This is a genomic window from Pseudoalteromonas sp. NC201 (assembly GCF_002850255.1).
GTDB lineage: Bacteria > Pseudomonadota > Gammaproteobacteria > Enterobacterales > Alteromonadaceae > Pseudoalteromonas.
Genome location: NZ_CP022522.1, coordinates 3,114,170 through 3,127,998, shown reverse-complemented (window position 1 = coordinate 3,127,998; position 13,829 = coordinate 3,114,170). Strand labels below are relative to the sequence as shown.

Here is a 13,829-nt window from a genome sequence, read left to right as displayed (position 1 = left end):
TCTAACAATGAACTTAAGTTAGAATATAAGCCCTCCAGCAAAATACTTTGCTCGAGGGCTTTTTTATACCCGTTGGTACTAAACTCAGGGAATTCTGATGCAAGCAAGTTACGCTTTTTTATCTCGATTTTTTATTATTTCGTTTTTATTCGTTTTTTTAACAGGGTGCCAAGACGCCAAACCTGAAGCCAAGGAAATTGTGCTGTCTGGTAAAACCATGGGCACGACTTACAACATCAAGGTATTCCCCGGTGAAAAGCCGCTCGAACAAGCGCAGTTGCACGATGAGGTCGAGCAAGCATTAAAGGCTGTTAATCAATCTATGTCCACCTATATCCCAGATTCTGAGATTAACCAGTTCAACCGTTTAGCCGCAAATACCGTTATGCCTATCAGTGAAGACTTTCGCTTGGTAGTTGCCGAATCTATCCGCCTTGGAAAGTCGACCAAAACGCTTGATGTTACGATGGGACCGCTTATCGATTTGTGGGGATTTGGTCCTGACAAAAGACCAACAATGCGTCCGTCACAGGTCGAGTTAGACGATATGCGCACTCGTATCGGTGTTGATAAGCTTATTTTAAATGACCGTGGTCTTGCGAAAACAGTTACGGGGCTGGAATTATCATTTTCTGCAACCGCTAAAGGCTATGGCATAGATAAGGTCGCTGAGGTGATTGAGAGTCATGATATTCATGACTATATGGTAGAAATCGGTGGCGAGCTTCGCGTTTCTGGCAAGAAGCCGGATGGTGAGTGGCGTATTGCTATCGAGAAACCCGATGCGCCTGTTGGTCAACGCCAAATTCACCGCGTGATAGAGCCTGGTAAAAACGGTATTGCAACTTCAGGAGACTACCGTATTTTTTATGAAATGGACGGTGAAACCTTTACACACCTTATTGACCCTACAACGGGTCGCCCAGTTAAACATGAGCTGGTGTCTGTAACGGTACTACATCCATCTGCGATGACGGCTGATGGCCTAGCGACAGCATTGACTGTGATGGGCACTGAGCGTGCAAAGGCGTATGCCACTGAGCATCAACTCCCCGTGTATTTGATGTATAAAAGTCCTGAAGGGATCAAGAGTTACGCGAGTGAAGCATTTCAGCCGTACTTGAATTAAGCTGTACAACACCCCATAATTTAATTGTGAGTGACGCCATGAAAGCGTATAATTTGCGCGTCGTCACTCAATTCAATGTAGCAATAAAAGGGGCTAGATAATGTCTTTATTCCTCCTTACTTTCGGTTTACTTATGCTTATCGCTGTTGCGATGGCTGTAGGCGTTATCGTACAAAAGAAATCCATGGCAAGTAGCTGTGGTGGTTTGGGCTCAATGGGCATTGACAAAATTTGTGATTGCGACGATCCATGCGACAAACGCAAAAAGCGGTTAGCAAAAGAAGAGATGTGGAAAGAAAACCAGATCCTATAACCGTAGAATGGTATTAATTGAAAACGCAAGCTTAGCTTGCGTTTTTGCTTTTTGGGTAACAAACCTCAGGTTAAGTAAAAATGCAGCGGCAGCTATATTTTGTTCGTCATGGTGAAACGACCCTATCAGGCCATTTACTTGGAGTGACAGATCCCGAACTCAGTAGTACTGGTGCTCAGCAATTGCTGCAATCGTTAACGAGCCTAAGTGGCCTGCAGGGTATTATTAGCTCTCCAAGGAAGCGCTGCCTGAATACAGCCACAGCCTTTGCAAAGCAGTATCAACTCCCCGTTGAGGTGGAGCCAAATCTCGCCGAATTTGATTTTGGATTATGGGATGGACAACCTTATGATACGCTTTGGCGAGAAACCCAATTTCCAAGTATTGGTGACTTTTGGCAAAACCCTTGGCTGCACACGCCTCCTGAGGGCGAGTCTATGTATGATTTTCATCATCGGGTTGCCACATGGTGGCACAGCATTTTGGAATCGCCAAGTGAAGAGTGTACCGCCGTCGTAGCGCATGCTGGAGTAATAAAAGCGCTTGTAGCACTTATTCTTGACCTATCGCCTGAGCTTACTGCATACCAATCGAAGATAGATATTCCTTATGCGGGTATAGTAAAAGTTGAGGTGTTTTACGACAGCAGCCAAACTGCTTGGCCAAAAGTTGTATTTTAGACGTCTAGACTTCATAATATTGCAAATTTCGTGATAGGCAGATATTGGGAATGAGGTGTGAGTCCTCAACTGTCCCCGCAACTGTAAGTGTATGAGTGTTACCTCTTGCATAAGTCAGATACCAAGGCCTATCTATATACTTAAGCGGGCAGACTTAAGTCAAAGTTGTCGCTTGTCTATAAGCTACTACTTTGCCGTGCCCAATCAGAGGTGCTATGGCAGTCACTCCACAGTTTCAAGTCGATAAACTTAGCGTGCAGCTTGGTGGTAAAGCCATCTTAAAGGCACTCAGCTTTGCTATTAATTCGGGTGAATTTATTGGTTTGCTCGGACCGAATGGTGCTGGAAAGTCGACTTTGCTGCGCACTTTATATCAATACACAGCGCCAAGTTCTGGGTCGCTACTTTTCAATGGTAAGCCGCTAGCTAGTTATGGACGTAAAGCCTACGCGAGACATGTTGCTGTGGTGCTACAAGAGATCCCCGCTGAGTTTACTCTGCCATTATTTGATATGGTATTGATGGGGCTAACACCGAACAAATCACTGCTCGCGACAACGACGGCTGCTGAAAAACAGGCAATCTTACATGCCATTGAGCAGGTTGGATTGAGCCATAAATTAGAGCAATGTTTTAGCTCCTTGTCTGGTGGGGAGAAGCAAAGGGCAATGATCGCACGTGCCATGGTGCAAGCGCCTCAAGTATTGATAATGGATGAGCCCACCAGCCATTTGGACATTAAATATCAAATCCAAATTATGGAGCTGGCCAAACAGCTTGGTGTTACTATCATTGCGTCTTTTCACGACTTAAATTTGGCTAGCGCCTTGTGCGACCGCTTATTAGTATTAAATAACGGTGAGCTTGTTGCAGATGGGTCGCCACTTGAAGTCATTACCGAAAGCCTATTAAGCCAAGTTTTTGGGGTATGTACAGAGGTTTCTACTGTCCGCCATCCGCCAAATAACAGTGAGATCCCACATATACGCTTTCATTACGGGTATCAATTATGATTGCCGCAAAGCGGATCGCGTTGATATCGATACTGCTATTGAGCTTGTGCTGTTTTAGCATGCTGATGGCACTTAAGATCGGTGCGATTGATTTATCTTGGCATACGGTTATACAAGCGATTATTAATTTCGATCCCAACGTACTTCAACAACGGGTGGTAGTTGAGCTTCGTCTGCCACGGACGTTACTGGCGATGAGCGCGGGAGCAGGACTGGCGATAGCGGGTCTTATTTTACAAACCGTGACGCGTAACCCGCTAGCTGATCCTTATTTATTTGGTATTTCTTCAGGTGCTTCATTCGGTGTGGTGGTGCTTATTGCGCTATTTGGTGCACAGTCTAGCCTAATGATGTCTGGGGCTGCATTTGTCGGAAGTTTGCTGTCTATCTTGCTGCTTTTATTTGTGGCAAAACGCAATGCACTACAGCAGGTAGAAACTATGCTCTTGGCGGGCGTCGCACTTTCTTTTCTGTTCAGTGCCTTTACTAGCTTGTTGCTCTATTGGAGTGACCCTCAAGCCATCAGTGCAATCTTGTTTTGGAATCTAGGCTCGTTTGCAAGGGCGAGCTGGCAATGGCTATGGCTTCCATGTTTGGTCGTGTTGCTGAGTTTTATCACGCTTTTAGTGATGCGTCGGCCGCTCAACGCCTTGTTACTCGGAGATGAGAGCGCCACCACGCTTGGCGTGAATGTAGGACGAGTGCGAATAGGTATGTTGTTATTGAGCTCCTTACTCACCGCAGTACTTGTGGCTGCGTGCGGCGGAGTCGGATTTGTAGGCTTGATGATCCCGCATATCGTACGCTTTTTTATCTCGCAAGCAAAGGTCATTGGGCTTGTGGCCACCGCGCTTTGCGGTTCGCTTTTGATGCTATGGGTGGATGTATTGTCGCGCACTCTTATCGATAATCAGGAACTTCCTGTGGGTGTGATCACCGCCGCCATTGGCAGCGTGTTCTTCTTAGCATTGCTTATTTTCAAAAATCGCCGCTCTGGAGGCGTCGGAGTTACCCATGGTTAAACCGTTAGATACTCGCTTAAACACACTTATTCAACAGCGCATTGACTTAAAAACCAAACCGCTAGGTGCGCTTGGTAAGCTTGAAGCCTTGGCTGCGCAGCTAGTACAGATCTTCTCACAAGGGCTGACGCAATTAGACATAGAGCAGTTAGCAATAACACGCCCTGCAATGTTTGTTTTTGCGGGTGATCATGGTATTGCAAGCCAAGGGGTTTCTATTGCGCCAAGCGAAGTAACTGGGCAAATGGTTGCAAACTTTGTGCAGGGGGGGGCCGCGATCAATGTCTTTTGTCGACAACTTGGTTGGCAGTTAACCGTAGTAGACTGTGGCACATTAGTGCCATGCGAGCCTTCGCCGAATTTGCGCTCGCAGCGACTTGGCGATATTACTCATGCTTTCCATAAACAGCCCGCGATGAGCGAAATGCAGCTCAAGCAAGGACTTGAATATGGAGAGCAAGTGGTGATGCCCGCTATTGAAGCGGGTAGCAACGTGATTGCTTTTGGTGAGATGGGGATTGGCAATACCAGTTCTGCAGCTGCAATTTTAGCGGCGCTCAGCGGGGCGAGTGTGGAATTATGTGTGGGGCGCGGTACAGGCATTGACGATGAAACGCTTTGCAAAAAACGGGCACTTATCAAACAGGCTCTAGAATATCATCAAGATAAGCTTGCGACACCAGAACAAATTTTGCAGCGCCTAGGTGGCTTTGAAATTGTGCAAATGGTTGGTGCCATGCTGGCGGTTGCACGGGCACAAAAAGTAATCATAGTGGATGGCTTCATCTCTACCACAGCGGCTATGTTGGCAAGTAGAATAGCACCGCAAAGTAAGCAATATATGGTGTTTGCTCACGGCTCTATGGAGCAAGGCCATAAGTTAATGTTAGAGCAGTTAAACGCTGAGCCATTACTGCATTTAGATATGCGCTTGGGTGAGGGAACGGGCGCCGCTCTAGCGCTTCCATTATTACAAGCTGCGCTAGGCTTCTTTTGCGAAATGGCAAGCTTTGCCGATGCCGATGTTACGCAAGTGGTAGACGCATAATGCAGTGGCAACAAGAGTGGCGACTGTTTAAGTTTGCTGTGGTGTTTTTAACGCGGGTGCCAATTCGTTTGGAACCAGCCCCTTCTTCTGATGAACTCAGCGAAGTGAGTGGTTACTTTGCTTTGGTTGGTTTATTTGTTGGTAGCTTCTCGGCCATGCTTGGCTATGTTGCCAGTAGTGGTGTATCGCCGATGTTTGGTGCCGTTATCGTACTGGCTGCGAGTATCTTACTTACCGGGGCTTTTCACGAAGATGGTCTTGCCGATGTTTTTGACGGTTTTGGCGGTGGCTGGAGCCGTGAACAAAAGCTTGAGATCATGAAAGATAGCCGTCTTGGTACATACGGTAGTTGTGCGCTGATATTGCTGTTATTGGCCAAATTTTCGCTTTTGACCATGCTCTTTAATGACTTTGCTGTGACACTCGCTGCACTTATTTTAGCCCATAGCCTAAGCCGTGCCTTTGCGGTGTCTTTAATCGGTGCGCTTAACTATGTACAGGCTGATGAGCTGAGCAAAGTTAAGCCGGTAGCGAAACATCTATCGAGTGCTGCGGCGACCCGCCTTACGCTCACTACCATCGCGATTTTAATTTTTTGTTGGTCATGGCTTGCGCTTTCACTGTTCGACTTGTTGATGCTGTGTACTTGCTTGTTTGTGCTAAGGCGTGTGTGCATTAAATGGTTTAACGCTCAGCTTGGTGGTTACACCGGAGATTGTTTAGGGGCTGCGCAACAGCTTGCTGAGCTTGTTATTTTGCTTTTTATTGTGGGTCATCTCTAATGGCACAAATACAGTTAATACTGGGCGGTGCTCGCTCAGGCAAAAGTCGCTTGGCAGAGCAGCGCGCTATTCTATTGTTAGAGCAAGGTGCGGTGAACGAACTTTACTATGTTGCAACTGCAAAAGCCCAAGATGAAGAAATGAAAAGCCGAGTGTTTGCTCACCAGATGCAGCGTGATAGCCGCTGGCAGCTAGTGGAAGAGCCGTGGCATATTGATAAGCTTATTGCTACTGCACGCGAAGATGCGCTGTTACTTATCGATTGTTTGACCTTATGGCTGAGTTTTGGCTTATGCGAAATGGGTAAGGCCGCGACCATAGACAAAAAAGAACATGTGCTGGCGGCACTAGAAAGCTGTGCTGCCACTGTTATTTTGGTGAGTAACGAAGTGGGGCATGGGATAATTCCGCTTGGCGAGCTAAGCCGTGAGTTTGTTGATGAATCTGGTTGGCTCCATCAAGACATTGCTAAAGTGGCCGACAGAGTCGATTTTGTTATTGCAGGCTTGCCACAATGTTTAAAAGGTCAAGACGTATGAAAACCTTAATGGTGCAGGGCACCACGTCTGATGCCGGTAAAAGTACACTGGTTGCGGGACTTTGCCGGGTGCTGCAACGAAGAGGCTTATCTGTTGCGCCTTTTAAGCCGCAAAATATGGCACTAAATAGTGCCGTCACACCTTGTGGCGGTGAAATTGGTCGGGCACAAGCACTCCAAGCCGAAGCCGCAAAAGTCCCGCTATCCACAGACTTTAATCCTATTTTGCTTAAGCCAAACTCTGACACTGGCGCACAAGTGATCATTCACGGCAAAGCCATTAGCAATATGGAAGCAGCCGCTTATCATGATTACAAAAAGGTAGCGATGGAGGCCGTACTTTCCTCACATCAACGCCTCAGCGAACAATTTGAGCTGTGCATAGTGGAAGGGGCGGGGAGCCCTGCTGAGATCAATCTGCGTGAAAATGACATTGCCAATATGGGGTTTGCCTGTGAAGTTGTATGCCCCGTGATCATTATCGCTGATATCGACAAAGGCGGGGTGTTCGCACACTTGGTTGGCACACTTGCGCTATTAAGTGACTATGAACAAAGCTTAGTTAAAGGCTTTGTGATCAATCGCTTCCGTGGTGATATTGCGTTATTGCAATCTGGACTTGACTGGCTCGAGCAAAAAACGGGTAAGCCTGTACTTGGGGTATTGCCCTATTTGCATGGCTTAGCGCTCGATGCAGAAGATGCGGTGACGGTGGACAATATCTGTGAACGGGGATCGTTAAGCATCAGGGTTTTACTATTTCCTCATATTAGCAATCACACCGACTTTGACACCTTGCGCTTAAACCCTGAAGTGGATTTGCGTTACGTACGCTATCAAGAATCTATCGGTCCTTGTGACTTAATCATTCTGCCTGGCAGCAAAAATGTGTTGAGCGATTTAACCTTCTTACGCAAACAGGGTTGGGCAGAAGAAATCAAACGGCACCTGAGGTACGGTGGTAAGGTACTAGGTGTGTGTGGCGGTTTGCAAATGTTAGGTAAGTTCATCAGAGATCCAAATGCGGTGGAATCAACACTCGGTGAAGTTGCAGGACTTGGTCTGGCTGACTTTGAGACCACACTCTCAGAGCAAAAAGTACTGACGCAAGTGTCTGGCACTTGCCAATTGGATGAGCAAAGTGCTGAAATTTGTGGTTACGAGATCCATGCTGGGATTTCTTCTGGAGCGGCACTAAAGGTGCCATTCTTGCGATTTAACACACATCCAAATAACAGTGTGCAGGACGGTTTTATCTCCCGAGATAATCAAATTGCAGCCACCTATTTACATGGTTTATTTGATACGGTCGCCGCCACACAGGCTATCTTGTCTTGGGCCGGTAGTAAGCAAGCGGGCACTGCCGCGATTGATTTAGCGAGGCACAGAGAGCAGCAAATTACGCGTCTTGCCGACAGCTGTGAAGCACATTTAGATTGGCAAAAATTGATGAAAATAATTGAGGAATAACATGAGCGAACAACAAAATAAGCATCAGCAACGACAGCAAAAAGTAAAACAACAAGTCGATGAAAAAATTGCCGCGGCGCAGCAAGAGCAGGGCATTTTGCAAGTGATCACAGGTAACGGTAAAGGTAAGTCAACATCTGGTTTTGGCACCGTTGCGCGTTGTGTCGGTCATGGTATGAACGCTGCGGTTGTACAGTTTATTAAAGGAACTTGGGATTGCGGTGAACGCAATTTGCTCGAAAAAGTCGGCGTGCCATTTGCGGTAATGAAAACAGGCTTTACGTGGGAAACGCAAAACCGTGAAACCGATACTGCCGCTGCGCAGGCGACGTGGCAGCAAGCAAAAGTATGGCTACAAGATGAAAGCATCGATTTGGTATTGCTTGACGAAATTACGTATATGTTGAGCTATGACTATTTAGATTTGGACGAAGTCATAACGGCGCTAGAAAACCGTCCTACCATGCAGTCAGTGATTGTAACTGGACGCGGTGCACATCGTCGCCTGACCGAGCTTGCAGATACCGTGAGCGAAGTGCGTAATGTGAAGCATGCGTTTGAGGCCGGCATTAAGGCGCAAAAAGGGTTTGACTACTGATGCTAAAATTCGCCTTGTTTATTGTACTAGGCTTTGCCTTTAGCGTTAGTGCTAAGCCCGCAGAGCGGATCATCGCGCTTGCGCCTCATATTGTCGAAAATTTGTATGCAATAGGAGCTGGGGAGCGGATTGTAGGCACGGTCGCCTATGCCGATTATCCAGAATCAGCCAAGCAACTGCCTCAAGTTGGCGACTATCAAGGCATTTCGGTTGAGAAAATTTTGGCACTTAAGCCTGATCTTATCATTGCGTGGAAAAATGCAAGTCACGTTCCTATGCTTGAAAAGCTGGAGAGTTTTGGTGTTGACGTGATTTATAGTGAAGCGAAATATCTAGATAAACTACCCGAGGAGTTACTACGCCTAGGTAAAATTACTGGCCTTGGAGCTCAAGCTCAGCAACAGGCTGATTTATTTGCTAAACGTTTAAATGAACTAAAGGCCCAGTATAAACAAAGCGCTAGCTTAGCTGTATTTTATCAATTGTGGCCATCACCGCTGATGACCGTAGGAGGCGAAAGTTGGTTACAGCAAGTCTTTACTGTGTGTAATGTGAAAAATGTTTTTGCCGACGCCACCACGGACTATCCACAAATTAGCATTGAGAATGTTCTGTTGAAATCACCGCAAGTGATTGTGATCCCTGAAGAAAAGACCAAACAAGAGGTTAAAGCAATTGCATGGCAGCAATGGCCGTCGATCCCTGCGGTAAAGTATCAACAAACTATTTCGGTAGATGCCGATCTGCTCCATCGTTACAGCTATCGTATGCTTGAGGGAATATCGGATTTATGTGGTAAACTCGACGTTTCTCGAAGCCATTATAATATGATGAAAAAAGGTGAAGCATGACAACGTGGAGTGACGTGTTAGGTCAGGAAAAACAACAAGATTACTTTAAACAAACCATGGATTACGTGGCAGAGCGTCGTGCTCAAGGTATAAATGTGTTTCCGCCCCATGAACAAGTATTTGACGCGTTCAAAGTCACGCCTTTTGATCAGGTTAAAGTGGTGATTTTAGGGCAAGATCCCTATCACGGCCCCAATCAAGCTCATGGTCTATGTTTCTCTGTGTTACCAGGGATTAAGCCGCCGCCGTCGTTAAATAATATGTATAAAGAATTAGTGCAGGATATTGACGGCTTTCGCATACCTAATCACGGCTACCTAATTGACTGGGCTAAACAGGGCGTACTGCTGTTAAATACGGTGTTGACGGTAGAACAAGGCCAAGCCCATTCACACAAGCATTTGGGCTGGGAGCGCTTTACAGATGTAGTGATTGAAAGGCTGAATGCCCACAGCGAAGGTGTGATTTTCTTACTCTGGGGCTCACACGCCCAGAAAAAGGGTAAAAGCATAGATACAAACCGTCACCATGTTTTACACGCGCCACATCCTTCGCCGCTCTCAGCACATCGCGGCTTTTTTGGTAGTGGCCATTTCAGCAAAACCAATCAGCTGCTCACACAAATGGGTAAGCAGCCAATCGACTGGCGATTGGCCGAGCTATAGCAGATAAAAACCAAAAAGAGCGCCGTGAAGGGCGCTCTTTTTAGTTAAAATCAAATTCGTCTAAATCAACATTGTCTGCGAAAATATCCAATTCCTGTAGTTCTTTGCGTAGTCGCTGTTTATCTTTTAGCGCTTCAATTTCACGCCATTTTCTTTTTTTGCCCTTAGATGAAGTTTTTTTCCTAGTATCCGGACTTTCTAATAATTCTAATAACTCGTCTAGGGTATCCATGAAAATCTCCTATTGATAAAAACAACCTAAAGTGGCATTTGCTTTGGCTGTTGTTAGCATTACAACTGCAATGACACCGTTGATCTCTTCATACTATTTGGCAAACCTCAATATGAGGAACCGATAAAAGTCTGATAGCTAAAGTACGCTACAAACAACCCCGCGTTGCTTGCTTTTTGTACCAAAACCAGAAAGTAGCGGCATCAATTTTCACTTCAAGTGATATTGATATACCACAGACGGGATAAAAATAAAACACAATTGTGTCTTTTGGGTTAAAAGCAAGTGACAGTTTGATGAAGGTCAATTCGGGTGATATCTAGGAGGTGTTCAGAAAGTTTTGTATTGAGAGCGATAACAAAAACGCCGCATATTGCGGCGTTTCGAAATCGAATGTTTAAGGCACTTACAGTGCTTTAAAGCGTGCGACTAGTGTTTCTTGTGCATCGGCAAATGAGCGAATACCTTCAGCAAGCTTTTCTGTGGCCATTGCGTCTTGGTTATGTAACCAACGGAACTCACTTTCGCTAAGCGCTGCAGGTTTTGCTTTAGGCGTAAAGTCAGCCTCAAGTAGGTAATCTTCGTTTGCAGGCATTGCAGCAAGCTCTTCTAATAGAGAAGGGCTAATCGTGAGCTTATCGCAACCTGTTAGGGCTAGAATTTCACCTGTATTTCTGAAGCTGGCGCCCATTACAACGGTTTTATAACCGTGCTGTTTATAGAATTCAAAAATACTACGAACAGATTGCACACCCGGATCTTGTAGTGGGTTAGTTGGTTTTTCTAGGCCGTTGGCAACGTGCCAATCTAGAATACGCCCAACAAATGGTGAGATTAAAAATACGTTTGCGTCGGCACATGCACGTGCTTGCGCTTCGCTAAATAGCAACGTTAGGTTACACTTAACACCTTCTTTTTCCAGTGCTTCAGCGGCTTTAATACCTTCCCAAGTCGATGCAATCTTAATCAAGATTTTGTCTTTGCTTACGCCTTGCGCTTCATATAAATTTAATAGCGTTTTTGCTTTTGCGATAGTCGCTTCGGTATCAAAAGATAAACGTGCGTCTACTTCGGTTGAGATATATCCCGGCACAGAGTTTGCGATTTCTTTACCAATCACAACGGCAAAATAGTCACAAGCAAGCGCTAATTGCTTGTCAGCGTCACTTTCATTGGCTTTGGCATAATCCCAAGCTTCTGTTAGATAAGGCTGATAAGCAGGCGTCTCTGCCGCTTTAAGTAAAAGAGAAGGGTTAGTTGTTGCATCCTCAGGCTGTAGCTTGCGGATGGCTTCAATGTCACCGGTGTCAGCGACGATTGATGAATGTTGTTTTAGCCTATCTAATGCTGAAGTCATGTGTTCCTCATTCCAATATTGATAACAGCGAAGTGATATTAGACGCCTTATGTTGCAACACCGTGAAATAGCTGAATAGGTCATATGTCCGTATCGGGCGACATATCACACTCGCTATTTGAGGTTGTTGTTATATAAGGTCGAGTTGTAAAGCGAAGCTGTACTTTAACAGCGAATTGCTTAAACCCAAGTGAAAGCGGACAAACACTTGAAGTTACTTGGGGATAGTGTTGAAATTGACATTAATTACTAGCTAAGTCAATAGGCAAACCATGATCACAGTTATCTCTCCAGCGAAAAACCTAGACTATGAAACACCCGCACCAACCAAGATGCACACACAGCCAGAGCTGCTGGAGCATAGCGAGTCACTTATTCAAGTTTGTCGCGATTTATCACCACAGCAGATCGGTAGCTTAATGAAGATAAGCGACAAGCTCGCTGGCTTAAATGCGGCAAGGTTTGCCGAGTGGTCAGAGCCTTTTACACAAGACAATGCTAAACAAGCTATTTTTGCTTTTAATGGCGATGTGTATGTCGGTTTAGAAGCACAAAGCCTAACTGAGGCTAATTTAAATTATGCGCAAAATCATTTACGTATCTTATCTGGGCTGTATGGCATCCTAAAACCACTTGACTTAATGCAGGCCTATCGTTTAGAAATGGGTACAAAGTTAAGTAACCCGCGTGGCAAAAACCTGTATGAGTTTTGGGGCACGATTATCGCTGAAAAACTGAATAAGGTCATGGAAGGGGCACAAACACAATACTTGGTGAACTTAGCTTCAAATGAGTACTTTAAAGCGGTAGATAAGAAGGCGCTGAAAGGTGACATTATCACTCCTATCTTTAAAGATTGTAAAAATGGTCAATACAAAGTCATCAGTTTTTACGCGAAGAAAGCGCGCGGTATGATGGCAAGGTATATCATTGAGAACCAAGTATCGGATTTGGAAAGCCTGAAAGCGTTTGATATTGCAGGATACCGCTTTAGTGAAGAAGCAACGCAAAAGGCTCAAGAACCGGTGTTTTTGAGAGCAGAACAATGACAACAAAATTATGTGTAGCAGCAGTGTTCGCCGCTGCGTTTGTGAGTGGCTGTAGTGGACATTTTACAACTAGAGTCAGCAATGTGCCGGTCGATTGCGAAGGTGATTCACGTTCGTGTTCTATGAGCTGTCGCAAAGATTACTCAGATCCGATGCAAGTACAAAACTGTGAGGACAGGTGTTTCCAACAGCAAAATCAATGTCGAGTGGATAGACCAACAGAAGATAAATGGGAAATTACGGACGAAAAACCGACTTATCCCACTTCCTTCTAATTCACTACGCGCCTTTGGGTAAGCTCATATAGGCGCGTACGACCCTATCCCTAAATGCTAAATCCGTTGCCTTTTCGGCAGCTCTGTATAGTTGGCAAAACCCCTCGGGCTTTCCTGTTTGCAATAAGATGTCATCTAAAGCATCGATGCCAGTTAGGGTCTGTTGCCAGCGAGATACGATAACAGAGTCAGGCTCTGGCAGCTGACAGAGGATTTGCTCAGATAGCCTAAACTCACTGTTGGTAGCGACCTTGATCATATCGTCATTGGCCGCAGCTAACCAAGTAGCGCCTTTTGCGTTGACACAAATTAACGGTAAATAAGGCGCGATAGCTGGAAAGGCGGTGTTTTTAAACACCTCCACTTGCCAATAAGCGCGAGCAATCTTAACAAACTGCTCGAAATTAGTGATGGCTGAAAAGCCTGATTGTGCGATGGGTTTGATTTCAACTCTGGGTTTGTTTGCATTCACCGTATCGTTTGCGGTATCTATATACCAATCTCCCACCAACATCGCATTTTGAAAGTACTCATCGCGTAGCGAACCCCATACTTTTTTGAGCTCGGCATTCTCTTTAAGCATGTAATTTCTGAGCACAGATAAACGTTCTGAATTTTGCTTGAGCTCCGTGGTGACGAGTTTAAACATTTCATCGCGAATTTCTAGGCAGCGACCAAGCGGGTAGGGTTTATCTGAAAAATAACTGTACTTTGGTGCGAGCGTGAGATCGGCATTGAGACGAAGGTTTGCCAGCTCAAAAGCGAGTAAATCTATTTCCTGTTGTGTCAAAACAAAGCCACTGGGTA

Annotated in this window: 17 protein-coding genes and 1 riboswitch; of the genes, 14 read left to right on the top strand and 3 right to left on the bottom strand. The window is 45.5% G+C overall.

Annotated elements, in window-relative coordinates; translation table 11 throughout:
- The first annotated feature begins 97 nt into the window (after positions 1-97).
- From PNC201_RS13610 to ung, 12 genes are all read left to right on the top strand, one after another.
- Positions 98-1,129, top strand: a complete 1,032-nt coding sequence (locus tag PNC201_RS13610) for an FAD:protein FMN transferase (protein ID WP_102057369.1) — start codon at positions 98-100, stop codon at positions 1,127-1,129.
- A 100-nt stretch (positions 1,130-1,229) separates the two neighbouring features.
- Positions 1,230-1,442: a (Na+)-NQR maturation NqrM gene (nqrM, locus tag PNC201_RS13605; RefSeq protein ID WP_010372193.1), complete on the top strand. Its 213-nt coding sequence runs from the start codon at positions 1,230-1,232 to the stop codon at positions 1,440-1,442.
- Between the two features lie 80 nt (positions 1,443-1,522).
- Positions 1,523-2,122: a histidine phosphatase family protein gene (locus PNC201_RS13600; protein WP_102057368.1), complete on the top strand. Its 600-nt coding sequence runs from the start codon at positions 1,523-1,525 to the stop codon at positions 2,120-2,122.
- An 18-nt stretch (positions 2,123-2,140) separates the two neighbouring features.
- Positions 2,141-2,268: riboswitch (cobalamin riboswitch) on the top strand.
- Positions 2,269-2,337: 69 nt separating this feature from the next.
- Entirely contained in the window at positions 2,338-3,135 is a 798-nt protein-coding gene (locus tag PNC201_RS13595; RefSeq protein ID WP_102057367.1) for an ABC transporter ATP-binding protein, read from the top strand.
- Positions 3,132-4,157 (top strand): FecCD family ABC transporter permease, encoded by a 1,026-nt coding sequence (locus tag PNC201_RS13590; protein ID WP_102057366.1) that lies wholly within the window; start codon positions 3,132-3,134, stop codon positions 4,155-4,157. The genes PNC201_RS13595 and PNC201_RS13590 overlap by 4 nt, the downstream gene beginning before the upstream one ends.
- Complete coding sequence (cobT, locus tag PNC201_RS13585) at positions 4,150-5,205, top strand: nicotinate-nucleotide--dimethylbenzimidazole phosphoribosyltransferase (protein ID WP_102057365.1); 1,056 nt, start codon at positions 4,150-4,152, stop codon at positions 5,203-5,205. Before PNC201_RS13590 ends, cobT begins: the two co-directional genes overlap by 8 nt.
- A complete protein-coding gene (locus tag PNC201_RS13580) occupies positions 5,205-5,987 on the top strand; it encodes an adenosylcobinamide-GDP ribazoletransferase (protein WP_102057364.1) in 783 nt (260 codons plus the stop codon). The genes cobT and PNC201_RS13580 overlap by 1 nt, the downstream gene beginning before the upstream one ends.
- Positions 5,987-6,526, top strand: a complete 540-nt coding sequence (gene cobU, locus PNC201_RS13575; RefSeq protein ID WP_010606107.1) for a bifunctional adenosylcobinamide kinase/adenosylcobinamide-phosphate guanylyltransferase — start codon at positions 5,987-5,989, stop codon at positions 6,524-6,526. The genes PNC201_RS13580 and cobU overlap by 1 nt, the downstream gene beginning before the upstream one ends.
- Positions 6,523-7,995, top strand: a complete 1,473-nt coding sequence (locus PNC201_RS13570) for a cobyric acid synthase (protein WP_102057363.1) — start codon at positions 6,523-6,525, stop codon at positions 7,993-7,995. The genes cobU and PNC201_RS13570 overlap by 4 nt, the downstream gene beginning before the upstream one ends.
- Position 7,996: 1 nt before the next feature.
- Positions 7,997-8,593 carry a cob(I)yrinic acid a,c-diamide adenosyltransferase gene (gene cobO / locus PNC201_RS13565; protein WP_102057362.1) on the top strand — a complete coding sequence of 199 codons (597 nt, stop codon included), beginning with the start codon at positions 7,997-7,999 and terminating at the stop codon, positions 8,591-8,593.
- Complete coding sequence (locus PNC201_RS13560) at positions 8,593-9,444, top strand: cobalamin-binding protein (RefSeq protein ID WP_102057361.1); 852 nt, start codon at positions 8,593-8,595, stop codon at positions 9,442-9,444. Before cobO ends, PNC201_RS13560 begins: the two co-directional genes overlap by 1 nt.
- The gene (ung, locus tag PNC201_RS13555) at positions 9,441-10,109 is read left to right on the top strand and encodes a uracil-DNA glycosylase (protein WP_039493728.1); all 669 of its coding nucleotides are present in this window, start codon (positions 9,441-9,443) and stop codon (positions 10,107-10,109) included. Before PNC201_RS13560 ends, ung begins: the two co-directional genes overlap by 4 nt.
- Positions 10,110-10,149: 40 nt before the next feature.
- Here the strand turns inward: ung and PNC201_RS13550 are convergent, their stop codons facing one another.
- Both PNC201_RS13550 and tal read right to left on the bottom strand, forming a co-directional pair.
- Positions 10,150-10,341, bottom strand: a complete 192-nt coding sequence (locus PNC201_RS13550) for a DUF3545 family protein (protein WP_010606112.1) — start codon at positions 10,339-10,341, stop codon at positions 10,150-10,152.
- A 406-nt stretch (positions 10,342-10,747) separates the two neighbouring features.
- Complete coding sequence (gene tal, locus PNC201_RS13545; RefSeq protein WP_102057360.1) at positions 10,748-11,698, bottom strand: transaldolase; 951 nt, start codon at positions 11,696-11,698, stop codon at positions 10,748-10,750.
- Between the two features lie 272 nt (positions 11,699-11,970).
- Here tal and yaaA point away from each other — a divergent pair, with 272 nt between their 5' ends.
- Complete coding sequence (yaaA, locus tag PNC201_RS13540) at positions 11,971-12,747, top strand: peroxide stress protein YaaA (RefSeq protein ID WP_010606114.1); 777 nt, start codon at positions 11,971-11,973, stop codon at positions 12,745-12,747.
- Positions 12,744-13,022 (top strand): hypothetical protein, encoded by a 279-nt coding sequence (locus tag PNC201_RS23270; protein WP_158299126.1) that lies wholly within the window; start codon positions 12,744-12,746, stop codon positions 13,020-13,022. Before yaaA ends, PNC201_RS23270 begins: the two co-directional genes overlap by 4 nt.
- Positions 13,023-13,026: 4 nt before the next feature.
- Here PNC201_RS23270 and PNC201_RS13535 read toward each other — a convergent pair whose 3' ends face one another.
- A complete protein-coding gene (locus PNC201_RS13535) occupies positions 13,027-13,812 on the bottom strand; it encodes a hypothetical protein (protein ID WP_102057359.1) in 786 nt (261 codons plus the stop codon).
- Positions 13,813-13,829 lie beyond the last annotated feature (17 nt).

Coding starts and splice junctions, on each gene's coding strand:
- cobO (WP_102057362.1), top strand. CDS start 7,997: ATGAGCGAACAACAAAATAAGCATCAGCAACGACAGCAAAAAGTAAAA.
- PNC201_RS13590 (WP_102057366.1), top strand. CDS start 3,132: ATGATTGCCGCAAAGCGGATCGCGTTGATATCGATACTGCTATTGAGC.
- PNC201_RS13580 (WP_102057364.1), top strand. CDS start 5,205: ATGCAGTGGCAACAAGAGTGGCGACTGTTTAAGTTTGCTGTGGTGTTT.
- PNC201_RS13550 (WP_010606112.1), bottom strand. CDS start 10,341: ATGGATACCCTAGACGAGTTATTAGAATTATTAGAAAGTCCGGATACT.
- cobU (WP_010606107.1), top strand. CDS start 5,987: ATGGCACAAATACAGTTAATACTGGGCGGTGCTCGCTCAGGCAAAAGT.
- nqrM (WP_010372193.1), top strand. CDS start 1,230: ATGTCTTTATTCCTCCTTACTTTCGGTTTACTTATGCTTATCGCTGTT.
- PNC201_RS23270 (WP_158299126.1), top strand. CDS start 12,744: ATGACAACAAAATTATGTGTAGCAGCAGTGTTCGCCGCTGCGTTTGTG.
- PNC201_RS13600 (WP_102057368.1), top strand. CDS start 1,523: ATGCAGCGGCAGCTATATTTTGTTCGTCATGGTGAAACGACCCTATCA.
- PNC201_RS13595 (WP_102057367.1), top strand. CDS start 2,338: ATGGCAGTCACTCCACAGTTTCAAGTCGATAAACTTAGCGTGCAGCTT.
- cobT (WP_102057365.1), top strand. CDS start 4,150: ATGGTTAAACCGTTAGATACTCGCTTAAACACACTTATTCAACAGCGC.
- ung (WP_039493728.1), top strand. CDS start 9,441: ATGACAACGTGGAGTGACGTGTTAGGTCAGGAAAAACAACAAGATTAC.
- PNC201_RS13570 (WP_102057363.1), top strand. CDS start 6,523: ATGAAAACCTTAATGGTGCAGGGCACCACGTCTGATGCCGGTAAAAGT.
- yaaA (WP_010606114.1), top strand. CDS start 11,971: ATGATCACAGTTATCTCTCCAGCGAAAAACCTAGACTATGAAACACCC.
- PNC201_RS13610 (WP_102057369.1), top strand. CDS start 98: ATGCAAGCAAGTTACGCTTTTTTATCTCGATTTTTTATTATTTCGTTT.
- tal (WP_102057360.1), bottom strand. CDS start 11,698: ATGACTTCAGCATTAGATAGGCTAAAACAACATTCATCAATCGTCGCT.
- PNC201_RS13560 (WP_102057361.1), top strand. CDS start 8,593: ATGCTAAAATTCGCCTTGTTTATTGTACTAGGCTTTGCCTTTAGCGTT.